Here is a 24,653-nt window from a genome sequence, read left to right as displayed (position 1 = left end):
TAAGTCGGTTGGAAAACCCTGCCACTCAACGGATATCTGGAGATTGCCATGTATGAGCTAAAGCGCTTCACCCTCAATCAAAACGATGTTTCGTTTCTTGAGCAGCAGGTTGCTTTCCCAACCATTCATGTTGTTGGCTATAACACCGCTGGTGAGCCGCTCTACGGCTACAAAGGCTCAGACGGGAATGTTCACGTACTCGGCGTATTGGGCAGCTTCAATCCGCTTGACACTCCTCCGGGAGAAACCGTCTGGTACAACGGCGCCAGGGACCCGATCGGCTTGCGTGACGTTTCCGGACACTTCAACAACTTGACCCAGGATGGGCAAAGCTGGGGCAGTTTCGATCAGAACTTCATCCGGCTGACTCGCGCGGATTTCGCGCATTATGTTCCCCAAAATCTGGCTAATGACGCCCTGGCTGGGCCGCATGTTCCGGCGGGTGCTGTCTCTGACAGTAGTTCACTGTACAGCGACCCGACAGTTTCTGTGGTGGACTACACCCCTCGAATGATCAGCCAGACGATTGTCAGTGGCGGGGTCACTTTCGAAACTGATGCTCAGGGGCATATTGTGCATACCGCCACCGGTGTGGCGAAAGTCATCGATCCGGGGCTTATCAAAGACCTGGGAGAGATCGATAATTCTTCTCCGGATTCCGGTCAGTACTTCATTCGTAACCAGAACACCGTCAGTGGTGACCCGTCGACCACTGGCTGGTTCACCCTGTTCGGGCAATTCTTCGATCACGGGCTGGACTTCATCGAAAAGCCTAACCAGAACGCCACGATCACCATCCCCCTGGCGGAGAGTGATCCACTGTATGGCACTATCGGCCCTGATGGACAGCCGGTGTATTCGATCAAGGTTCACCGTGCCACGGTCAGTGAATTCGACGGGCAAGGGCAAGCGCAATACGTCAACCTCGACTCGCCCTATATCGATCAGAATCAGACTTATGGCTCCAATGACGCCGTGACCCAATTGCTCCGCCAATGGGTGGAGGACCCTAACCATCCTGGCCAATACATAGCCGGGGCTGCACTGTTTGACGGTAACACCTTGAGTGACGAGGCGGCCTGGACCCTCAATGGCGTGCTCACCCACCAGACGCTACCGACCTTGAACGAACTGCGCGCCCATATATTGGGCACCCTGCGTGACGACCTGACCTGGGATGACATCGTCAACTTCCGCGTGCGCGATGCCAACGGCCATGTGCTCGATGCCGATCCAAGCACGCCTGGCGTGCAAGTGGTGTACACCCGCGAAGCGATCCTGCTGGACATGAACCCGCACTTCGATGATGCGCATATCGATCAGGCGAAGCTGATGATGCTGGACCCGACTATTACGAGCATTACTTTTGATGCGAATAACCCTTTCGGAATGGTCTTCAACTATGAGTCCGGGTCGAAAAACCTGTTCAGTTTCGTCAATTTCACTGACTTCTCCATTAGTGCAGCATTGGGCAGCGCCGACTATGCAGTGGCCAACGAGCTGCTTCTGGAGTCGGTGGGTGACCACTACATTGCCGGTGACGGCCGGGCGAACGAAAACTTTGGGCTGACAGCCATTCACCACGTCTTCCACGAAGACCACAACGTGCAGTTGATCAACTTGCAAAACGAGGTGCTGTCGCTGACCGATGTCGCGGTACGGCACAATTGGCAAGTGCAGGTCAGCAATGGCAGCGGCGGGTTTTACTCCGACGGTAATGGCAACTTTACGTTGGCCGACGGGGTCACGGTGTCCTGGGATCAGGACAAGCTGTTTTACGCCGCGAAGCTGACGGTGGAAATGGAGTACCAGCACGTTGCAATTGACCAGTACGCCCGGTTGATCACTCCGGATTTGCCGGAGTTCGTCAGCTACGATTCGGGCATCAACGCCAATATTTCCCTGGAGTACGGCGAGGCTGCCTTCCGTTTCGGGCACTCGCAATTGCGCGAAACTATCGATGCCCTCGAAAAAAATGCCAGCGGAGGCTACGACCTGACTGGCGCAATTACCCATTACGCGCTGGAGCAGGCGTTCCTAAACCCCGCCGGTTTTGCCGAGATAGGGCCTACAGCCATTGCGCTGGGCATGACTCGGCAGGTCAGCGCCGAGATCGATGAATTTGTCACGCCGGCGTTGCAGCAAGGCTTGCTCGGCCAGCCACTGGATCTGGCAACGATCAACCTGGCCCGTGGTCGTGACCTCGGTTTACCGACCCTGAACCAGGCACGTCAGCAGATTCATGATGCGCTGATTGCCGAGCGGGCCTCACCGGCTGGCGCGCAGCATCACACCAACCTAATCGTTGATAGCCTGACCCCCTATACCAGCTGGAGCGATTTCGCCAACAACATGATTCACCCAGAGTCCCTGGTGAACTTCATCGCGGCCTATTCGTTCGACGGTGACGTGGTTCATGCCCAGGCGATCATCGATGCCGATCAAACAGGTGTGGCGCAAACTTACGCCGGTATTACTATCACGCCCGAGGAGGCGGCTTATTTCCTCTCCGGAGCCGCGATTCCCGGGGTGGGCCACGTAGTCGGTGATGATGGGTATAACTCGATTGACCTGTGGATCGGTGGTTTGGCGGAAAAACACGTGTACCTTGGACAACTGGGCCCCACCTTCAACGCTATCTTCGAGGATCAGATGGAGCGGTTGATGGACGGTGACCGGTTCTATTACCTGTACCGCCTCGACCTGGGCTTGCCGGCGATGACCAACCTCAACGAACAGGTGGTGACCGAGCAGTTCAAGGACATCATTGAACGAACCACTGATGCCCGGCACCTGGCGGGTGATGTGTTCGGTTACGCCGACAGCTACATCGAGTTGAGCTACACCGCGACCGCCGACTACAAGAGCGAACACAAGTATGGCGATTTGATCGCGCAGAAACAGGTCGGCGTTTACTCCACGGGTGGGATTGGCGGGATCGGGGGTAACGGCTTGATGATAACCCTGACCAATCCGGAAACGCATACCACCCAAACCTATATCCGTGACTATCGTCCAGACAATGGTGAGAACCCCGATGGAACGGCGTCTGTGGGTTACAACTCACACGAAGTGCTGGTAGGTACCGACTTCAACGACTGGATCGACGCCGGTGATGGCGACGATACGATTTACGGTGAAGGCGGCGATGACATCCTCGATGGCAAGGCGGGCGCCGACCACATCTATGGCGGCGACGGCAACGACATCATCTATGGCGGTGACATCGAGGACTTCCTCGATGGCGGTGAAGGCGATGACATCATTTACGCCGGGACCAGCGCGGGTGGCATCGATATTGTGATCGGCGGTGGCGGCAACGATCACCTCTATGGCGAAGCCGGGATCGACGAGATTTACGGTGGCGCCGGCGATGACTACATCGACGCCGGGGGGGACACCGACCTGGTGCATGGCGGTGACGGCAATGATGAGATCTACGGTGGTGACGGCCCGGACATCCTGTTTGGGGATGACGGTGACGACATCATTTCCGGCGGCTCAACTGGCGACCAGGAATTTGGCGGTGCCGGTGACGACATCCTGCTGCCGGGCCTGGGTGGTGCGCCTGGCCAGGGTGACGGGGATGAAGCCATTGGCGATATCGGTTTCGACATCGTGGCTTTCAGCGATGTGAACATTGCCCTGGATGCGGCTGCCGACCTTAACAATCAGAACGTGGTCGCGGCGCCCGGCACCGGCGTCCTGTTTCAGCCCTTCAATGCCTTGTTGACGGACATTGAAGGCCTGATCGGTTCGCGCTTCAGTGACAGCCGCCCGAACTCGGCAGCACCGGGCAATCCTTCGGCGGGGCTGATCGGCGATGCCACGGAGAACTGGCTGATTGGCGGCAGCGGCGACGATGTTGTTCAAGGTAACGGCGGCAACGACGTTATTGTCGGTGACTCGATCAAACTCGCCGATTTGAATCACCTGCTTGCCAGTCAGGGCTTTAACCAGCACTTCACCGGTTTGCAGGCGAGCCGTCCCAATTTCGTCCTGGGTGACAACCATGAGGCGCCCGGTACGGCTGATGGCACGGCGGACACGGCGGTGTTCAGTGGCGACTATGCCAACTACAGCATCACCAAGTTCACCGATACCCGGCCGGGTGGCGAACTGATCACCGCCTTCAAAGTGGTGGATTTACGGGTGGGCGCAGCGAACGTCGATGGCACGGATATCGTGATTGGCGTGGAAAAACTGCGTTTCGCTGATCGCACGATCAGTCTCAACGTCAACAACCAGTTGCCCACCGGTAATGTGGTGCTGTCGGGTTACGCGACTGCACCGACCACACCGAGTCGTCCAGTCCCGGCCCAATATCGGCTGACTGCCAACACCTCGGCCATCCAGGACGCGGACGGTTTGCCTGGGCCAAGCGGCTTCTCCTATCAGTGGCAAGCGCTGGTGGGGGCGGCCTGGCTGAGTATCGCCGGGGCAAACGCGTCGACCTTTGCGCCGACCTCGGCACAGTTCGGCCAGCAACTGCGGGTGATCACCACCTACACCGATAACAACGGCACGGTGGAGCAACTCACTTCCGACCCGTCGGAGGCCGTCGGGCGCTTCATCGAAGGCACTAACTTCGGCAATGTGCTCAATGGCACCGACTTTCAGGACATTTTGCTGGGTTACTCGGGTAACGATGTCCTCAACGGCGGCTTGGGTGCCGATTTGCTCGACGGCGGTACGGGCAGCGATACGATGCGCGGCAACGCCGGCAACGACACTTACATGGTCGACTCCAGCGGCGACGTGGTTCAGGAAAACCTGAACGAGGGCTCCGACACGGTCATGTCTTCCGTCAGCTTCACTCTGGGTGCGAACGTAGAGAACCTGACCTTGCTGGGGTCGAACAACATCAACGGCACCGGTAACGGGCTGGACAACATCATCCATGGCAACAGTGGCAACAACCAGTTGAGAGGTCTGGCTGGCAACGACACGGTCTTCGGCGAGGCGGGCAACGACACGCTGCTGGCGTCGGTCAATGACGGCAACGACCACTATGACGGTGGTTCGGGCACCGACACCTATGACTTGTCGGCCACCTCGGCGGCGGCCACGGTGGATTTGCAGGCCGGGACGTCAACCAGTACCCAGACGGGCAGCGACACCCTGACAGGCATTGAAAACGTCATCGGCAGTTCCGGCAACGATCACATCCAGGGTGATGCCGCCAATAACGTGCTGCAAGGCGGGAGCGGCAATGACTGGATGGACGGTGGCAGCGGAAACGACATCTTGGTCGGCGGTACGGGCCAGGACACGCTGTTTGGCGGCCTAGGCAACGACACCTTCCAGGCTTCGCTCAACGACGGCAACGACAGCTATGACGGTGGTGATGGTATCGACACCTACGACCTGTCGGCCACCTCGGCCAATGCCTCGGTCAACTTGACCACTGGCCTGGCCAGCAGCACACAAACGGGCAATGACACGTTGACGGGCATCGAAAATGTGATTGGTAGCATGGGTGCCAATACGTTGACCGGTGACGCTGGCGACAACGTGCTGATGGGGCTCGGCGGCAGCGACACCCTGGTGGGTGGCGGGGGTAACGACACCCTGGTGGGTGGCGCGAACCGTGACACCTTGACCGGCGGAACAGGCAATGACGTGTTCGTGTTCTCGGCCATCGGGGATTCAGGAACGTTCACCCAGACCCGGGACGTCATCACTGACTTCACCCAGGGGCAAGATCACATCGACCTGTCGCAGATCGATGCCCGGACCTCCGGCGCCGGATCGGCCGGTAATCAAAACTTCACCTTCCTCGGCGAGTGGAATGGCGCCGGCAGCGAGTTCAATAACCAGGCGCAATTGAAGTACCACTTCGTCAACGTCGGCGGGGTTGATCACACCTACGTGGAGGGCAATGTCAACAACGGTAATGCGGCTGATATCCAGATCGACCTGGTCGGGCATGTCGCCCTGACGGCGAGCGATTTCGTCGGCGTGGTCTAGTCGTTAACGCAAATAAGGCGCCCCATCGAGGATCGGGCGCCTTTTGCATTTTGGAGTCTCGACGCGCTAAACCACCGCCCCAAACAACGACCCCACCAGCGCCGTGATGCCCATGGCCAGCACGCCCCACAACGTCACGCGCCAGGCGCCGGTCAATACGCTGGCACCCCCGGCCCTGGCCGCCACAGCCCCCAGGCTGCCGAGAAAAACCAGCGACATGCCGCAAATCCACGGCACAACGCTCTGCGCTGGCGCGATGAAAATTACCGCCAGCGGCAACGCTGCGCCGACCACGAAACTGGCCGCCGAGGCGAGGGCGGCCTGGAGCGGTTTGGCGGTGAGTGCTTCGCTAATGCCCAGTTCATCCCGGGCGTGGGAGCCCAGGGCGTCATGGGCCATCAATTGGTCGGCTACTTGATGAGCCAGTTCGGGCGATACACCACGATGCATGTAAATGTTCGCCAGTTCGATATGTTCGGCCTTGGGGTCGCTGGCCAGTTCGGCCCGCTCCCGGGACAGGTCGGCCCGTTCGGTGTCCGCCTGGGAATGCACAGAGACGTATTCCCCCGCCGCCATGGACATGGCGCCCGCCACCAGCCCGGCCATGCCAGTGACCAGCAGGGTGGCGTGACTGGCGTTGGCGGCGGCGACGCCGATCAACAGGCTGGCGGTGGACACGATCCCGTCGTTGGCTCCCAGGACGGCCGCGCGCAGCCAGCCGATACGATCACTGCGGTGTAGCTCGGTGTGCCGGTGCATGAATTTCATGGTTTAACGGGACTCACTGTCATTGGGCAAATCATTCGGACGGGTTTCAATGTGCGCCTGCAATTGGCCGCCGACTATAGAAATTTCCTTGAACTGTTCTCCGTCGTGCAGCACAAACAGCGCGTCCATCGCGCGTTCCTGAGCCAGCCGCGGGCCTTCGATTTCCCCCAGCACCATCAGCGCCGTGGCCCACGCATCGGCGAGCATGCACGAGGCCGCCACCACGGTGACCGCTGCCAGTGAGTTGCGCAGTGGTGCGCCGGTGACCGGGTTCATGGTATGGGCGAAGGTTTGCCCACTCATATCGACCCACTGTCGATAGTCCCCCGACGTCGCAATGGCGGCATCGCTAAGTTCCATCACACCCATGACTTCACGCACGCCCCGACAGGGTTTTTCAATGGCCACGACCCAGGGTTGCGCATCAGGCTTGACGCCACGAGCGCGCATCTCGCCGTCGATGCCCACCAAGTAGCGAGTGATGCCAAAACCTTCCAGGCAGCGGCCCAGTTCATCGACGCCGAAGCCCTTGGCGATGCCATTCAAATCAAGGTGCAGTGGCGCACGTTTGCGCACCTGATTGCGTTGCGGGTCAACCACCAGCGCTGCGCTGGCGGACAGTCGGGTGCGCGGTGAGGTTGCCGCCAGTGCCTGTTCAGTGACCGACTGTTCGCCGGGACCGAACCCCCAGGCGTCCACCAGATCACCGACGGCGATGTCGAAGGCGCCGCCCGATTGCTGACTGACCCGCAGCGCGGCGGCCAGCACCGTGGCCAGTTCCTTGGGTACTGAAAGCCACTCCTGTTCGGGGGCGGCGTTGAGGCGGTTGAGGTCGGAGTCGGCTTTCCAGGTGGACATTTGCTGGTCCACCCGGGCTACGGCATGGGCCAGGCCATGGCCGATTTCGTCAGTGTCGATGCCTGCATCGGCATAGAACAATGCGGTGTAGCGGGTGCCCATGGTCTCGCCGCTCAGGCTGTAGCGTTGCCCATCAGTAGACATCTTCACGATAGCGTCCTTGTGTCTTGAGGGTCAGCACGCTCAGGTTGATCGGTGCCAACACTTCATCCAGGGCCTGCATCACGCCTTTGGCCATTTCGCGGCTGCCACACACCAATACCTGGGCGCCTTTCTCAATCAGTCTGCGCAAGGCCAGGGCGTCGCTGATCAACCGGTCTTGCACGTAACTGCGGTCCTGAACCTGGGAGAACGCGGCACGCAATGCGGTCAGGCGTCGGTCTGCCAGGTAACGGTTGAGCTCCGGTTCGTAGAGGAAATCTGACGCCGGGTTGCGTCCGCCCCAATACAGATGCATCGGGTGCCGGGCCTTGTTGTTACGGATAAAACCGGCCAAGGGACCAATACCGGTGCCGGCGCCGATCAGGATCACCGGGTGTGCGCCCGATGCTGGCCGAAATTGCGGATTGGGCTGGATAAAGGCTTGGATCGATGCGCCAAGGCTCAAGCCATGCAGGAACTCCGAGCACACGCCACCTTCGTGTTTACGGACGCAGATTTCCAGCACGCCGTCGTCGGCGCTGCTCGCCAGTGAGTAGAAGCGCGGGACCGGGCTACCCGGCGGGACAATCCCGACCAGGTCCCCGGCTTGAAAGTCGGGAAACTTGTCCGGTGCCTTGAAGCGCAGGACGTGGGTCGGTGCATTCACCTGTTCGCCGTACACAATGCATTCCTGCAACTCCAGTAGGTGGGTAAGCGGTTGCTCGGGGGTGTGGACCAGCGTCAAGTCATGCCCCAGTACGTCGCCCAGGGCATGACCCCAGCGCGCGAACTCTTGAGAGGACTGGCGATTGACGGTTTCCAGCCCCAGTAATTGCACGCCACCGGCCTGCACCAGCGCCGCCTGCACTTGATGGGCGTACTGACAGAATTGCGCAAATTGTCGATCCCCCAAACCCAGCACCGCAAACGGCAGGCCCGGTTTTAGGCCGACCTTGCTCAGCCGTGTGAGGAAGTGCGACGCCGAGGCTGGGGCATCACCATCGCCATGGGTCGCGGTGAGGATGAATAGCCTTTGCGCACTGCGGTAATCGCCTGTCCATTCATTCATCGCTGCGCTGTGCACGCGGTGCCCGGCCTGGCGCAGGGCTTCATGCAGGGTGTTGGCAAAGCCCCAAGTGCTGTTGTTTTCACTTCCTACCAGAATCACGCTGTCAGCGGAGTGGGCGGGGGTGTTGTGGCGGATGTTCGGGCCGGCCTTGCGGCGGCGCCACCAGAGCAGGACGCCGGTCACGCTCATCAAAGGCACGCAGATTGCACAGAGCCCGAGCGGCAGGGCCAGCCACCAGAGGCCTTCACCGGTGTGCAACTGGTAGATCAGTTCGTAAGCGCTTTGCATCGAGTCGTGCGGCTGCCAGGACAACAATGTGCCGCTGACCGGGTCCACGTAGCCATCGCCCTGAGCCGTGCGCAAGGAAAACACGTCTTGCGGGTTGCCGGGGCTGGGGTAGACCAGTTCGCGCAGGTCATTCAGGTCGGTGGCCTGCAACGCTTGCAGGTTCGCCACCGGCAACGCCGCACCGGCGCTGATGTGAGTGGGGAAGGCCGGCTCGCTCTGACTTCCGTCGGCGATCAAACCGAAGGTGGTGGCGGACATGTAGAGCCCGCTCAGGGCCGACAGCAGCAGCCCGAGCAAGGCCAGACGTCCGACTTCGGCGTGCCAGCGCTGGCTGAATGTACCGCGCAGTGGCCGCAGCAGGTTGCGCCAGCCACCCAGGCGCCGGGCCAGCAGCAACGCGCCCGACACCGAGAGGATCAACATAAACAGCGCACCGACGCCTGACACCCCGTGGCCTGGTGTGCCCATGAACAGTGAGCGGTGCAGATCTTTCATCCAGCGTGAGAAGGCCGAGGGCTCATAGGGTGCAAGGCCGTGGCCGGTCAGTGGATCAACCTTTTCGGCCCCGGCCTGACCATCCTGGTTGTAGTAGACGATGACGGTTCCGGACGCGCTGCGCTGAATCTGCTCCACGCCGGGGTACTGGCTGGCAACACGGGCGGCCAATTGACCGACGTTGAGTTGCCCAGTGGCGATCGGTGCGTTGTGCAGGCGTTCCAGGATCGGGTCGACAGACAGTGCTGCGCCGCTGATGGCCAACAACATGACCAACAGGGCGGCGACCAAACCGGGCAGTGAGTGCAGCTGGCGAAGCATGTTCAGCCTCCAGAAATGGCGGGTGCTACAGATCGTAAGTGAAGGACTCGACGTAAGTACTGCCCGTCGCCGGTTTGCCTGCGCCCTTGGACGTCAGGGGTACGCTGATATCGGCGCGGGCGTCACGCTTGTCCTCGACGGCGCTGTCGATGCGGATCTGATACCCGGCATCGATCAGGGTGTCTGCCAGCTCAACGCTGACTTTAAGCGTGCGCCCGCTGCCGACACTGGCACCGCTGACCCCGTCAAACTCGCTCGGGCTCATCCCGCTGCCACGGGCCCAGTCGCCCAGGTGCTTGTAGTACTTGGCCTTCTTGCCGGCGACCCACAGGGTTTTGTGGTATTGGCCGTTGGCGTCGGTGACATAGATCGCCAGGTAGGCGTCGTTGCCGCTGTAGTCCTTGAGCTGGGTGGTCAATGTCACTTCACGGGCCTGGGCCAGCCCCGGCAGGGCAATTGCGCTGGCGAGGCAGGTTGCAGCGATGATTTTTTTCATGGGTGTGTCCTTTTAAACGTCAGGAGGAGAGCCTGGACCCGCTGGCTGACAGCAACCTGAACAGCCTGGAAAAATCGGCAACGATCATTTGCGGGCAGGGCTGGCCAGGTAATCGGCGGCGTCGCCGTCGTCACCGAAGTCGATCTGCAACGTGCGCAGCCGCAGCGACGCAGGTGCATAGCGGGCTTGGATGGCGTTGCCCTTGCGATCGGCGCCTTTGAGCTTGTAGCAACCGTCATCGACCTTGATGCGCTGCACGCTCCAGCCCCATTGCTGCTCCACTTGCTGGCGCAAGGTTTCGCGCGGTTGCCAGTCGCTGACCGGCTCGTTGCAGTCGTCATCGGCCAGGGCGTAACCGCTGAGCAGAATGCTCAACAGGGCGGTACTGGCAACAAAAGCTGATTTCATGATCTGTCTCCTGCCGGGTCGGCTTCTTTGGCATACCCTAAGGTGCATTCCTGACAACCAGCTGAATCTTCAGATTCACGTCAGGTAAAGCGGCTAGGGTGCAGCACTACAACCATCACAGGAGGTGCCAGATGCGGGTTTTATTGGTCGAGGACGCACCCGGGGTAGGGGAAGCGGTGCGCGAGCAGATCGCCGATGACGGCCACGCCGTGGATTGGGTACAGCGCCTGGACTATGCGCGCAGTAGCGTGCGCACCACGCCTTACGACCTTATTTTGCTGGACTTGATGCTGCCGGACGGTCGCGGGCTGGACTTCTTGCGTCAGCAGCGTTCGGCAGGGGACGTGACCCCGGTGATTATCCTGACCGCCCAGGATCAGATATCCGAGCGTATCGCTGGCCTCAATGCCGGGGCGGACGACTACTTGGTCAAACCGTTCGACCTGTTCGAACTCTCGGCCCGGGTGGCGGCCGTGGCCCGACGCTACAGCGGCAATCCCAATCCGCAAATCAGGCTCGGTGAATTGCAGGTCGACATGAATGCCCGCACGGTACAGCGTGCCGGTACCACCGTAGACCTGACGGCCCGTGAATGGGCGCTGTTCGAGGCCTTTGTGCAGCGCCCCAGTGCGCTGCTGTCCAAGTCGCAGCTCGAAGAGCGCTTGTACGCCTTTGGCGCCGAAATCGAGAGCAACACTATCGAGGTCTATATCAGCCGCCTGCGCAAAAAACTCGGGCGTGACCTGATTGAAACCGTGCGCGGCATGGGTTATCGGTTGATGTCTGTATGAAGTCGTCAAGCCTGCAAAAACGTCTCGGCCTGGGGTTGACCCTTGGCATGACCTTGCTCTGGCTGGGGGGGACCGTCGGCGCCTGGCTGGTGGTGCAACATGAGTTGAACGAAGCATTCGACAGCGCATTGGAAGAGACCGCGCAACGCATCCTGCCCCTGGCCGTGCTGGAAATCAGCAACCGCGAAGCGCCTCGCGAGGCGCAACATATCGCGACCCTGAAAATGCACAAGGAATACCTGACATACCTGGTGCGTGACGCCGAGGGCGAGATTCTGATGCAGTCCCACGACGCCAACCCGAAGATCTTCAACAAAAGGCCGCGCGAAGGGTTTTCCACCACTCAAAAGTATCGTCTGTACGGTGCCTCTGCGCTGCGCAATACTGTGTTTATCGAGATCGCCGAGCCGCTGAATCATCGCCGTGAAGCCGCGCGGGAAGCCCTGTTTGCCTTGTTGTTGCCGTTGTTGGCGCTGATCCCCATCTGCCTGTTGGGCACCTGGTTGTTTGTACGCATCAGCTTGCGCAGCGTGTTGGCCTATCGTCATGCCGTGGAAGCGCGGGGCGTGGGCGATCTGTCACCGATCAAAGTGACGCGACTGCCGGCGGAAATCGACCCGCTGGCCGATGCGGTCAACCATTTGCTGGGGCGCTTGCGCAAGGCGTTGGAGGCTGAGCGCAGCTTCACGGCCAACAGCGCCCATGAATTGCGCACACCGTTGGCGGCAACGTTGGCGCAGATCCAGCGCCTGCGCCACGAAGCCCCCGAAGGCCCGTTGCAGGTGCGTGCGGCGAAGATCGAGAACTCGTTACGGGAGTTGGCGCGGCTCTCGGAAAAACTCATGCAACTGGCCAAGGCTGAGGGCGGAGGTCTGTTGTCCGAAGCGCCCCAGGACCTGATTCCGTTGCTGGCCCATGTGGTCGATGAGTGGAACCACAGCAGCGGTCAGCGTATCGCGTTGCACTTGCCGAGCGAGGCCAGCGTTTACTCGGCCATTGATCCCGATGCGTTTGCCATCCTGTTGCGCAACCTGGTCGAGAATGCGCTCAAGCATGGCGCCGCGGATCAACCGGTTGAGGTCAGCCTCACCGATCAAGCGCTGCTGCGGGTGGTCAATGGCGGCCCGCCGGTGCCGGAAGCGGTGTTGCAGCACCTGACCGAACGTTTTGTGCGAGGTAACAGTGAAGCCAGTGGTTCAGGGCTGGGGTTGGCCATTGCTAAAACCATTGTGCAAGGCGTCGGCGCCAGCATGACCTTGGTATCACCGGCGACAGGAAGGGGGGAGGGCTTTGAAGTGAACGTCCAGTTTTGTAAACATGCCGCAAGGTGAACGCTTATCAGCGTCCTTAACACAGGTATTATACGTGCTTGCCATGCAAGATCGTCCAGACAAACTGGGCATCACGGCAGCTTTTTTCACATCCTCGAATTAGCTGCCAGTGCAATGCGCGCCAGTGCCGGAATGGACTTGGAGTGTGTTCGATTCATGACCGAGGCGCGGTGATTTTCCACCGTTCGCTGGCTGATTCCGAGTTCCGCTGCAATTTTCTTGCTCGCAAACCCAGCGAGAACCATGTCCATGACTTGTCGCTGCCGAGCGGTCAGGCTATCGATGCAACTACTGGCTTCTTGTAACCAGGCCAGTTTTTTATTCGCGTCCAGTGAATGTTCCAGCGCCCGCGCAATACATTGAAGCATCTCACTGCGACCAAATGGCTTTTCAATAAAATCCGATGCGCCGGCCTTCATGGCATCTACAGCAATCGAAATTTCATTGCTACTGCTGATCACTACAGCTGGCAAGTCGTAGCCGCTCTTTCTCAATCGGTGCAGCAGTTCAAGGCCGTTCATTCCTGGCAGGTGGGCATCAATCAGCAAACAGGCGGGTTGGCCGGGTGCATAGCCTTCAAGAAACGCCTCGCTTGATGTGTAGTCCTGAACCAGATAGCCGTTGGACTCAAGGACGCCTCGGATCGTATTGCGAAAAAGATCATCGCGATCCACCACGAAGACTGTCGATGCGTGAGCATCGCAAGGCGCGATTTGCTCAAGTCGCTCAGCATCGATTTTTGCAGCGCGTTGCTGTGCAAGCAGAGAAGCAATGACGAACGTGACCTCTTTGAGTTTCGCGGGCTTGTTAAGCTGAATGCAGTGTTCAAATGCCACATCGCGGGAGGTTTGGCGCGAAATATCACCCGTCAGAATGATCGCAGGAATGCTGCGATGAAGTGTCATGCGTAACTGTGTGATCATCTGTAAACCGTTGATTGATCCAGGCAGATTAAAGTCGGCCAAAATCAGATCGGGTTGCACGCCGCCACGCGTGACACTGTCCAGTGCCGCCTTCCCGTCGATCGCCATTGCCACTTGATAGCCTGCGGATTTAAGCAGTGAACCCAACAATTCGAGCAGTTCCACGTCATCTTCGACCGCCAGAATCATTTCGCCGCCGGCCACGGGGTTGTGTGCCAGTGCTTGCGCCGGTTGCATCGCTCCTGACAATACCGGGCTTTCACTCGCCAAGGCGATATCAATGGAGAATGCAGACCCTTTGGTGATGCAGGACTGCGCACGCAACCGATGCCCAAGTAGAGCACACAAGTGTTTGACGACAGTCAATCCGGTGTCATTGCCAGAAGCTGGCTCTTCATCCAGCGACTTGGCTTCGAGGATTGAATCCAGATGCGGTGGCTCGATACCGAGTCCAGTGTCCCAAACTTCGATACTCAACCAGGCTCCATGCCGACGACAGCCCAGCAGTATCCGGCCTTCATGGGTGTATTGCAGCGCGTTGGAGAGTAAGTGGCGCAACACCTGCTCCAATAAGCGCGGATCACTTTCGACCGATAGATGGCAGGGCACGAGCCTGAGTTGTAAACCTTTGGCACCGGCCTTGTAATTGAATTCGTCGGCAAGTCGGTCCAACAGATCACTTACTCGGAAAGTAACGGGATTCGCCCGAACCGCGCCGGTTTCAATGTGGTTGATATCCAGAAGCGCATTCAACATGCCGGACATGGCGCCCACGGTTTCGCCAATCCGGATGGTCAGTTTTCGAGACTGTTCCTCCGTCAACAGGCTGAGTAACAAGCCTTGTAACAACTTGAGCGTTTGTAAAGGCTGACGTAAATCGTGACTGGCACAGGCCAGAAACCGCGTACGGGCAGCCGTCGTTAGTTGCGCATTGTGCGTCGCTTGTTCAAGTGCTTGGGTGATTTGCTTTTTGTCGCAAATGTCGGTGAAGGTGATGACCACGCCTTCAACACAATTGTCTTGTTTGATGTAGGGCGAAATCCGCCGGGTAAAACTCACACCACTCTGTGACCGGACCTCGCGCTCCAGCGGCTGCTTATCACGCATCACCGTCCTGGCGTCTTCCAGAAGATTGGCATCAGTGGCCAACGGACATAGGTCGGCCAATGGTCTTCCGATGTCGGTGGCACGCATGTTGAACAACGACCGGGTAGCCGGTGTGAACAGGCGAATATTCAGTTGGGTGTCCAACAAGACAACACCAATGTTGATGCCATTTAACACATTCTGACAGTCCACCGATGCGGCCTGTTGCTTGTCGAGCTGGGCATGAAGCTGCTGATTCATTTCGGTCAGTTGGTTATTGCGCAAACGTAACTCATCGAGGGAGCCCGTTGTGTCATCAGGCACTGATCGCTCTTTGGAGTACAGCGTTGCAGCATCAGCCAAGGAAGATTGGGTCAATATGCTTGGCGTGGCGGGTACCGTGTCGCGAGGCGGACGAGCAGTCATATGACTTTCCGCATGAGTGCATTCCGAATGAGTGCGTCCCTGAATCCTACACCCCTTTAGTCACCAGGCAATGCCCCGTGGGGAAGAGGCACGAGGTTCAATGCCATACATAACGGCATCTGCGGCCGTCCACCCCGATTTTGTTGCGCGCAGGCCGTGCTCGTGCGGCTGACGTCAGTCAGTGCTCTCGGACCGGCGGTCATCGTTGCAAGCTTATTCATTGAGAATGAACGGTGCCGACAATAAAACTCATGACCGATGCGAGCACTGTAGAAAGAGGTTTGGCACTCAGAGTGTAGGTAGTTTCCGAGGCTACTCATCGGTCGGCCAGGCGCCTAACTTGAGGTTTGCGCAGTAGCCGGGCCAGAACCACCGAGATTGGGGTGTTAAGGCCACAGGAGTGGCAGACGCAGAGTGCTGTCATTGAAGCCGCTCAGCAGCGATATGGAATGGGTGTTCCAGCGCAACGAAGCCGCCGGTGCAGTCCGCTATCTGCGGGACGCCAAGGGCATCCATCGAATTGCAGCCGCTATCGGCAAATAACCAGATTTTCGAGCGCCTCGAACACGGTGATGTTCCATCGCGAGTGGTCATCGATTTCACTGCAGGCTGAATGAGTGCCAAAACATGAACATGTTGATTTGCGAGGCTGCGCTGAACAATCGCCAGACCGCAGTCCTGACGGTTCGGCAGATGGAGGATGTCGATCGGTTATCGGTCGCTGCCGGTGTGACCTCTTATGAATTGATGGCCAATGCCGGTGCGGCGATCGCGCACCAAATCGAGCGTCACTGGACGCCAAGACCTGTGGTGGTGCTATGCGGGCCAGGCAATAACGGTGGAGATGGGTTTGTCACCGCGCACGTGTTGGCAGAAGCGGGCTGGCCGGTGCGGGTGGCAATGCTGGGTAGCCGGTTTAGCCTTAAGGACGAAGCGAGACACCATGCCCGGCGATGGCAAGGGGACGTCGAAGCATTGAGCCCCTCGGTGCTTGAGGGGGCTGAATTGATCGTTGATGCGCTCTTCGGTGCAGGCCTGGGCCGTCCACTTGAAGGCCAGGCATTAGCGACGCTTGCCGCCGCCAGCGAGGGTGGCGTACCGATTATCGCTATCGATATGCCCAGCGGGGTCATGGGGGATACCGGTGAAGCAGTAGGGGCTGTTCCCGCAGCTTTGACGATTACGTTTTTGTGCAAAAAACCGGGCCACTTGCTACTGCCAGGCCGGGACCTGTGCGGCGAAGTCATTGTTGTGGATATTGGCACCCCCAAGGCTGTGGTCGACAGCATCGCCCCCCGCATCTTTGAGAACAGCCCGGCGGTATGGCTGGCCAGCCTGCCGGGCGTCAAGACGACTACCGACAAACACAGCCGCGGGCATGCCCTGATCTTTGGTGGGTATCCAATGACCGGCGCTGCTCGAATGGCAGCCAGAGGCGCAGCGAGAGCGGGAGCGGGGCTCACAACTATTGCGGTGCCGGAAATAGCATTGTCGATTTATGCGGCCGCGTTGGACAGCATCATGGTACGTCCATGGGTGACACCGGAAGATATTGGACATCTGCTCAATGGCAGTCGTTTTTCAGCCTGGTTGATAGGCTCCGGTGCAGGCGTTGACAAGGAAACTTTCGGGCATGTGCTGGCGATGCTTGCAAGTGGACGCCCGACAGTCTTGGACGCTGATGCGATCACTGCCTTCCAGGATGAACCCGGAGTACTGGATCGTGCGATTAACGGCCCTTGCGTGCTGACACCCCATGAGGGTGAGTTTCGACGAGTATTCGATGCTGCTGGCGACAAGCTGACACGGACCCGTGCGGCCGCCTTTCGCTGTGGAGCCGTTGTGGTGCTCAAAGGCAGTGACACCGTGATAGCGGCTCCCGACGGTACGGCAGTGATCAACGCTAACGCACCCCCAACATTGGCCACCGCAGGCTCGGGAGATGTCTTGAGCGGGATAATTCTTGGCTTGCTTGCGCAAGGGATGCCGGCCTTCGCCAGCGCTGCCGCGGGTGTCTGGCTACACGGTGAAGCGGCCGCCGAATTCGGTCCCGGATTACTGGCCGATGACCTTCCTAACCTGCTGCCCGGGGTGTTGCGTCGACTTCACGAAGTCTGGTTGCCTGTCGAAGCCACACAAGCCCATGTCAGCGTCAGTCATAGCGACTGACGACAATCTGATCATGGCCCGATATGCCTCGCAACGGCTGCACAATTTTTCCTGAGATACCGGGTGTGTGGGTTGGCGTACAGACTCGGTTTTGAACGAGGCGAATAGTCAACAGTACACCGGCTACGCGTTATGTCGCGGGGCCGCCACGTTGATTAGAGGTGTTGAAATGTCGGTTCCCTACCACACGTTATTTCATTTCATGCTTTACAGCCCCGTGTTCGTTCATGCACCTGAAAGCAACCAGGCGCGGCTTGTCCAGCGCCTGATTGATGCAATTGATGAATACGACTATCGAACTGATATCGTTCCTACCCTGACCGGGGCCAGGGTTGCTGCAGAAAGTGATATGGGGATCGGTTGTTTCCTGCTGTCGATCGATGGTCCGGATGAGCCCGAGGTGCAGGCACTCATCAACACCATCAGGCACGAGCGCGGACTTGATACGCCCATCTACCTGATGAGCGAATTGAAAGGCATCGAGTCGCTCTCGCTCGCGCCATTGGGCGAGGTCACCGGATACATTTACCTCGACCACGAAACACCAGCCTTTTCGGCAAAGGAAACGATTTTCGCGCTGGAGCGTTATGCCATAGGCCTGAAGCCACCGTTCTTCGGCGCACTGATGGACTACGACTACGAAGGCAACCAGATGTGGACGTGCCCGGGCCACCAGGGCGGCGCGTTTTACCGACGCAGCCCAGCTGGACGGTTGTTTGTAGAGCATCTCGGCGAGGCGGTGTTTCGCAACGACATCGATAACTCGGTGCCCGAAATGGGCGATCTCCTGACCCACGTCGGTCCGGCGCTTGCCGCGCAAATGGCGGCAGCCAAAGTCTTCGGCGCCGATCGCACTTACTTCATTCTCAACGGCACCTCGACGTCGAACAAAGTCGTGACCGCCGCGCTGCTCAAGCGCGGGGACTTGGTGCTCTTTGACCGCAACAACCATAAATCCAATCATCAGGGCGCGTTGCAACTGGCCGGGGCGATCCCGATATACCTCGAAACCGACCGCAATCCACAAGGGCTGATTGGCCCGATCGATTACGACGCACTGGACGAAAAGAAACTGCGCGAGCAGATCCGCAACCATCCACTGGTCACTGACCCTGAGGCCTGGAAGCGTGAGCGCCCGTTCCGTCTGGCGATTGTCGAGCAGTGCAGCTACGACGGTACGATCTACAACACAGGGAGTTTGATCGAACGAATCGGCCACCTCTGTGAATACGTCCACTTTGACGAAGCCTGGGCCGGTTTCATGAAATTCCATCCGCTGTTTGCCGGGCATTTCGCGATGGGCCTGGAAAATCTTGGCGCCGAGAGCCCTGGCATCGTTGCCACCCAGTCCACGCATAAGCAACTGGCGGGTTTTTCACAGGCTTCGCAAATTCATGTGCGCGACGAACACATCAAGGGCCAAACGCGGCGCACCGGGCACCGTCGCTTCAACGAGATGTTCATGCTGCATTGCTCGACCTCGCCGTTTTATCCGCTGTTTGCCAGCCTCGATGTCGACGCGCAGATGCACAAGGGCCGCAATGGCCTGGCGCTCTGGGACGATGCGATTCGCGTTGGTATCGAGACGCGCAAGAAAATGCGCATGCTTAAACGCGGATTTGCAGCGACCGCCAAGGGTGGCGCGAGCGATTGGTTCTTCGATCCATTTGTGCCCGATGTGGTGACGATTGCCGACTCCACGTTCAGCCCGCCACTCGAAAGCGTGCCTTGGGAAGACATTCCTACCGACGTGCTGGCGCGCGAGCCTGCCTGCTGGGCGTTGGTGCCGGATGCACGCTGGCATGGCTTCCGCCATGCCTCGCCGAATTGGGCGATGACGGACCCAAACAAGCTGACGCTGATTACGCCCGGTTTCGACCGCAAGAGCGGCGAATACAGCGAGCGCGGAATCCCGGCAACGCTGCTGGCCGCCTACCTGCGCGAGAACAATATCGTGCCAGAGAAATGCGACCTCAATAGTATTTTATTCCTGCTGACACCCGCTGTTGAGGCCGGGAAATGCGCCTCGCTGATTTCCAGGCTGGTGGCGTTCAAGAACCTTTATGACTCAGACGCAGCGCTTGGAGACGTGCTGCCGACGACGTTGGCGCGCTATCCGCAGCGTTACGCCGGCTACACGTTGCAGCGTCTGTGCGACGAGATGCACAACTTCTACCGGGAGCACGACATTGCCTCTTTGCAAAGGCTGTGCTTTCGCGGTGAGCACTTTCCCGAGCAGGCGATGTCGGTGGCCGATGCCACCGAGGCGTTCGTCGGCAACCGGGTCGACTATTTGCCGCTGTCCCAATGCAAGGGCCGAATCTCGGCGACGTTGGCGCTCATTTATCCACCCGGAATCGGCATCGTCGTGCCCGGTGAGCGCTATGACGACCGAGCGCAACCGATGCTCGATTATTTCCTGGTGTTCGAGGAGGCGTTCAATCGGTTTCCGGGCTTCGAGTTCGAAGTGCAGGGCGTGTATGCCGACGATGTCGACGGCCGCGTGGTGTTTCACACCTACGTCGTGCAGGAGTCGATATGAGCGGTTACTCAACGAACGTGCCCGGAATTCTCTATCGACGTCGGGTGCTGGTGGTGCATAACGGCACCGGCGTCGAGCATGCAGGTGGCCAGGCCACCGCTGCGCTGATCGAGGCGCTGACCGACCGGGATATCGATGTCATTGATGCCACCTCGCAAAGCGATGCAGCAGCGCAAATCAGCCTGCACTCGTTGTTGCAGGCTGTATTGGTGGATTGGGATCTGGCCGGTGCGAAGGATCATCAGGCTGCACGCAACGTGATTGATGCCGTCAGGGCCCGCTCTGAGCGGTTGCCGATTTTTCTGCTGGCGGCCAGTGGTTCGCTTGAGGAGATTTCGGCCGAGGTGCTTTCCCAGGTCAACGATTATGTGTGGCTCTTCGAGGACACGAAGAGCTTCCTTGGCGGCAGAATCGTCGCAGCCATCGACCGCTACCGAGCAACGCTGTTGCCGCCGATGTTCAAAGCGCTCGCCCGCTTTGCCGGGGAATATGAATATTCCTGGCACACCCCCGGACATGCCGGCGGCACGGCGTTTATGAAGCATCCGACCGGGCGTGCCTTTGTCGAATTCTTCGGCGAGGAGTTGTTTCGCTCTGATTTGTCGATTTCGGTTGCGCAAGTGGGCTCATTGCTTGATCACTCCGGGGCTATCGGCGAGGCGGAACACAACGCTGCACGGGTGTTTGGCGCCGATCGCAGCTATTTCGTGACTAATGGATCATCCACCTCCAATCGCGTGATTCTGATGTCAAGCGTAACGCGCAACCAGATTGCACTGTGTGATCGCAATTGCCACAAATCCATCGAACACGCGATGACGTTATCCGGTGCGATCCCGACTTACCTGATGCCGGTTCGCAATTACCTGGGACTGATCGGCCCGATCCCGGCGTCGCGCCTCACGGCTACGGCGGTCGCGCAGAGCATTGGGGCAAATGCTCTGGTCACTGAGCAGATAGAACCCGCCGCCGTGCATGCCGTCATCACCAATTCGACGTATGACGGCTTGTGCTATGACGTCGAACAGGTCGAGTCTCTGCTTGGGCAGTCAGTCGATCGACTGCACTTTGACGAAGCCTGGTATGGCTACGCACGTTTCAATCCGCTGTATGCCGGGCGTTATGCCATGCGCGGCGACCCCAACAGCCCCCGTCCCGACGGACCGACGATATTTTCGACTCAGTCGACGCATAAGTTGCTTGCCGGGCTCTCCCAGGCTTCTTACATCCATGTCCGTGATGGCCGCCGACCGATTGAGCATGGGCGCTTCAATGAGGCGTTCATGATGCATGCCTCAACCTCACCGCAATACGCGATCATCGCGTCCAACGATGTGGCGGCGGCGATGATGGATGGCCCCTCTGGCAAAGCGCTCACGGATGAAACGATTGTCGAGGCGATTGCTTTTCGTCAGACAGTGGCACGCTTGCATGCTGAGTTCGCCGCCAAGGGCGATTGGTTTTTCACCGCTTGGCAGCCAGATACGGTCAATGAAGGCAAGGGCCACAAAAAGACACCGTTCCATTTGGCCGACCCTGAGCGCCTGGCGCGCGACCCCAAGGCGTGGATATTGCACCCGGGCGATGCCTGGCACGGGTTCGAAGACCTCGATGACGGATACTGCATGCTTGATCCGATCAAGGTTTCGGTGGTCACGCCTGGCATGGGCCAGGATGGCCAGCTAAAAGCAACGGGGATTCCCGCGTCACTCCTGGCCGCTTATCTCGATGCGCAAGGGATCGTGGTGGAAAAGACCACCGACTTCACCAGTCTTTTCCTGTTTTCGATGGGGATCACGCGGGGCAAGTGGGGAACCCTGATCAATGCACTTCTGGGTTTTCATCGAGACGTGCATGCCAACACGCCTCTGGAACGATGCATTCCCGCGTTGGTTGCCGCTCATCCGCAGTCTTACGGCACGCTCGGGCTTGGTGAACTCGCCGAGTCGATGTTTGCCGCGATGAAAACGCACAGGACGACCGAACTCATGTCGGCGGCATTTTCGGTGTTGCCAGTGGCCGTTCTGTCGCCGGTCGGGGCGTACGAACAACTCGTCAACAATCGGGTGCAATTGCTGCCGCTCGACCAGATGGCAGGGCGCACCGTCGCCACCGGAGTTGTGCCTTACCCGCCAGGCATTCCGATGCTGATGCCTGGCGAGAATGCCGGTGAGGCATCTGGCCCAATACTTGGCTACCTGAAAGCGCTTGAGGCGTTTGATGCCCAAATGCCGGGCTTTTCCCATGATACGCACGGCGTTGGAGTCGTCGGCGGCCGTTTTCAGATTCTATGCATCACTGAGGATTGACCCATGAAAGCATCCACAGTCCCAGGCGATGTTCTGGATTCCGACGCCTCAACCGCTCCAAAGAAAGCAACCACCACCGACAAGCTCGGCATGGTTTCGATGACCTTGCTCGTCATTGGCGCCATGGTGGGAGGCGGCGCCTTCAACCTGCCACAAAACATGGCGCAACACGCTGGACTCGGTGCGGTATTGATCGCCTGGCTGGTTTCCGGGTTGGGCATCTTCTTTCTGGCACGAACGTTTCAGGTGCTTGCCGAGATCAAGCCAGACATAACTGCAGGTATCTATATGTACTCACGCCAGGGCTTCGGCAAGTTCGCCGGATTCCAGGTCGCCTGGGGGTACTGGCTGTCGTCCGCCTTCGGCAACGTCGGTTTTGCAGTGCTGTTGATGGACACACTCAACTACTTCTTTCCCCCGCATTTCAAGGGTGGGAACACCTGGCTGGCGATCCTGATCGGGTCGAGTGTGTTCTGGATGCTCAACTGGCTGGTATTGCGGGGCGTCAAAAGTGCCTCGGCGCTAAATGCGATTGGCACGATTGCCAAATTCGTCCCCATTGTCGTGTTCGTTGGTGTGGTAGCCGTCTCGGTGAAAGCGGGGCTGTTCACGAACGACTTCTGGGGCAACGTCAGCGACAACGTGGCCGGCGCCAAGCCACTGGGTAACCTGCTGGAACAGGTTAAAAGCACTATGTTGGTGACCCTGTGGGTGTTCATCGGCATTGAGGGCGCGGTGGTCATGTCCGACAAGTCGGATGCCAAGACCGTGAGTCGAGCGACGTTGTTGGGTTTCTTTGTGACTTTGCTGCTCTATGTCCTGATTTCCGTGTTGCCCTTCGGGATCATGACGCAGGCGCAATTGTCGGTCATCGCGCCGCCGTCCATGGCAGCGATCCTAGGTTCGATTGTCGGCAAGTGGGGCGAGTACTTCGTTAACGCCGGGGTGTTGATCTCGGTGCTGGCGTGTTGGCTGGTATGGACCATGCTCGTGGCGGAACTGCCATGGGCTGCGGCGAAGGACGGCACCTTTCCGAAAACGTTCGCGGTGACCAACAAAAAGGGGTCGGCCTCGGTATCGCTATGGGTTTCCACCGCAGTGATGCAGGCCGTGATGATCCTCATGTATTTCTCGAACAACGCCTGGAACGTGATGATCTCCATCACTGGCGTGATGATTTTGCCGGCCTACATCGGCGCTACCGGTTTCTTGTGGAAAGTAATGGCTAACGGGAGTTATCCAGCCACCGCAAAAACCGCCAAAACCACGGCGCTGGTCACTAGCATCCTGGGCACGATCTACGGATTCTGGCTCGTGTATGCCGCCGGCCTTGAGTACATGATTGCCGGCGCGGTGTTCTTCGCCCTCGGCAATCTCGTATTCATCTGGGCACGCAAGGAGCACGCTCCGAAAGAGCCAGTGTTCAAGATGATTGAGATGATTGTGGCAGGTGTGCTCGTGGTGCTTGGGGTGATGGCGATTTGGATGCTGTTCAGTGGGCATCTGACACAGGTCTATAAGCCTTGAACGATTGCTTTGTTCATCGCTGTGCGCACGAGCCCTGACTCGTAAGACCCAAATGGCTCTTGCCGTTGCAAAAGACTTGGGCTGCCAAGTCCAGGCCACAGGGCTTGGCTCACTCATAACCGGGAGTTTTCAATGAAAAGTTCATATCTTGCGTTTGTGATGATCTTCAGTTCGACGTATTGCCTGGCAGCGTCACTCGATGGAGCGGCCCTGTACCAAAGCAACTGCGCCCAATGCCATGGCGAACGTGGAATGGGCGGGGTGGTTGGCATGGGCACGATGACACCCGGTATGGGCGGTACCAACGGAGGACAAGGCATGATGAATGGGATGGGCGCGATGTCCGGTAAGGGCGGCATGGGAATGAAGGGGGTTCAAGCGCCGAAACTTGTAGGCGATGCCAGCACCTGGAAGCCTGAGCTATTTGAACGTGCTGTGCTTCAAGGCATTGATGATGAGGGTGAACCACTGAGCAGGGTCATGCCCCACTGGGGGTCATCGAGCTTCAGAACCGACCATGGGAAACCGCCCACCAAAGAGGAAATCGACGCTATTCAGCATTATTTGCAAGCGCAGAAATAGTTGGGTTGTTTTGCGTTGCGTCATTGATCCGCAAGTAGCCAATCGGCACGGTGCGCCACTCGCGCTCCCCACCGAGAAGGGGAAATATCATGAATATGCAAGACACCCACGTCCCGCAAGCGGATCTTCACGCCAATCCGGACGCCTCCGAAG

Annotated in this window: 14 protein-coding genes; 8 read left to right on the top strand and 6 right to left on the bottom strand. The window is 58.8% G+C overall.

Translation table 11 applies throughout. The features are described from left to right. Positions 1-48 precede the first annotated feature (48 nt). On the top strand, positions 49-5,970 hold the full coding sequence (locus L9059_RS02955) for a peroxidase family protein (protein ID WP_282615311.1): 5,922 nt from the start codon (positions 49-51) through the stop codon (positions 5,968-5,970). A 66-nt stretch (positions 5,971-6,036) separates the two neighbouring features. On the opposite strand, the gene L9059_RS02945 is transcribed toward L9059_RS02955, so the two are convergent. From L9059_RS02945 to L9059_RS02925, 5 genes are all read right to left on the bottom strand, one after another. After that, on the bottom strand, positions 6,037-6,738 hold the full coding sequence (locus L9059_RS02945) for a VIT1/CCC1 transporter family protein (protein ID WP_247287287.1): 702 nt from the start codon (positions 6,736-6,738) through the stop codon (positions 6,037-6,039). Between the two features lie 3 nt (positions 6,739-6,741). Beyond that, complete coding sequence (locus tag L9059_RS02940; protein WP_247288278.1) at positions 6,742-7,740, bottom strand: FAD:protein FMN transferase; 999 nt, start codon at positions 7,738-7,740, stop codon at positions 6,742-6,744. Continuing rightward, positions 7,730-9,910, bottom strand: coding sequence for a PepSY domain-containing protein (locus tag L9059_RS02935; protein WP_247287277.1), 2,181 nt, complete (start codon positions 9,908-9,910; stop codon positions 7,730-7,732). The genes L9059_RS02940 and L9059_RS02935 overlap by 11 nt, the downstream gene beginning before the upstream one ends. 25 nt (positions 9,911-9,935) lie before the next feature. Continuing rightward, positions 9,936-10,406 carry a DUF2271 domain-containing protein gene (locus L9059_RS02930; RefSeq protein ID WP_247287275.1) on the bottom strand — a complete coding sequence of 157 codons (471 nt, stop codon included), beginning with the start codon at positions 10,404-10,406 and terminating at the stop codon, positions 9,936-9,938. Between the two features lie 84 nt (positions 10,407-10,490). Further along, entirely contained in the window at positions 10,491-10,814 is a 324-nt protein-coding gene (locus tag L9059_RS02925) for a PepSY domain-containing protein (RefSeq protein ID WP_247287273.1), read from the bottom strand. A gap of 131 nt (positions 10,815-10,945) precedes the next feature. On the opposite strand from L9059_RS02925, the gene L9059_RS02920 reads away from it, so the two are divergent. Continuing rightward, on the top strand, positions 10,946-11,605 hold the full coding sequence (locus L9059_RS02920; RefSeq protein ID WP_247287271.1) for a response regulator transcription factor: 660 nt from the start codon (positions 10,946-10,948) through the stop codon (positions 11,603-11,605). Continuing rightward, complete coding sequence (locus L9059_RS02915; RefSeq protein WP_247287269.1) at positions 11,602-12,936, top strand: sensor histidine kinase; 1,335 nt, start codon at positions 11,602-11,604, stop codon at positions 12,934-12,936. The genes L9059_RS02920 and L9059_RS02915 overlap by 4 nt, the downstream gene beginning before the upstream one ends. A gap of 86 nt (positions 12,937-13,022) precedes the next feature. Here L9059_RS02915 and L9059_RS02910 read toward each other — a convergent pair whose 3' ends face one another. After that, positions 13,023-15,371, bottom strand: a complete 2,349-nt coding sequence (locus L9059_RS02910; RefSeq protein ID WP_247287267.1) for a response regulator — start codon at positions 15,369-15,371, stop codon at positions 13,023-13,025. A gap of 627 nt (positions 15,372-15,998) precedes the next feature. On the opposite strand from L9059_RS02910, the gene L9059_RS02905 reads away from it, so the two are divergent. From L9059_RS02905 to L9059_RS02885, 5 genes are all read left to right on the top strand, one after another. Further along, positions 15,999-17,540: an NAD(P)H-hydrate dehydratase gene (locus tag L9059_RS02905; RefSeq protein WP_247287265.1), complete on the top strand. Its 1,542-nt coding sequence runs from the start codon at positions 15,999-16,001 to the stop codon at positions 17,538-17,540. 169 nt (positions 17,541-17,709) lie between these two features. Then, positions 17,710-20,082 (top strand): Orn/Lys/Arg family decarboxylase, encoded by a 2,373-nt coding sequence (locus tag L9059_RS02900; protein ID WP_247287263.1) that lies wholly within the window; start codon positions 17,710-17,712, stop codon positions 20,080-20,082. A gap of 53 nt (positions 20,083-20,135) precedes the next feature. Then, entirely contained in the window at positions 20,136-22,391 is a 2,256-nt protein-coding gene (locus L9059_RS02895; RefSeq protein ID WP_247287244.1) for an Orn/Lys/Arg family decarboxylase, read from the top strand. A 3-nt stretch (positions 22,392-22,394) separates the two neighbouring features. Then, positions 22,395-23,918 carry a basic amino acid/polyamine antiporter gene (locus L9059_RS02890; protein ID WP_247287242.1) on the top strand — a complete coding sequence of 508 codons (1,524 nt, stop codon included), beginning with the start codon at positions 22,395-22,397 and terminating at the stop codon, positions 23,916-23,918. Between the two features lie 132 nt (positions 23,919-24,050). Continuing rightward, positions 24,051-24,500, top strand: coding sequence for a c-type cytochrome (locus L9059_RS02885; protein WP_247287241.1), 450 nt, complete (start codon positions 24,051-24,053; stop codon positions 24,498-24,500). Positions 24,501-24,653: the final 153 nt, after the last annotated feature.

The sequence above is a fragment of the Pseudomonas violetae genome, assembly GCF_023072615.1.
GTDB lineage: Bacteria > Pseudomonadota > Gammaproteobacteria > Pseudomonadales > Pseudomonadaceae > Aquipseudomonas > Aquipseudomonas violetae.
Note: the sequence above shows the minus strand (reverse complement) of the source record. Positions and strands in the feature narration are given on the sequence as shown.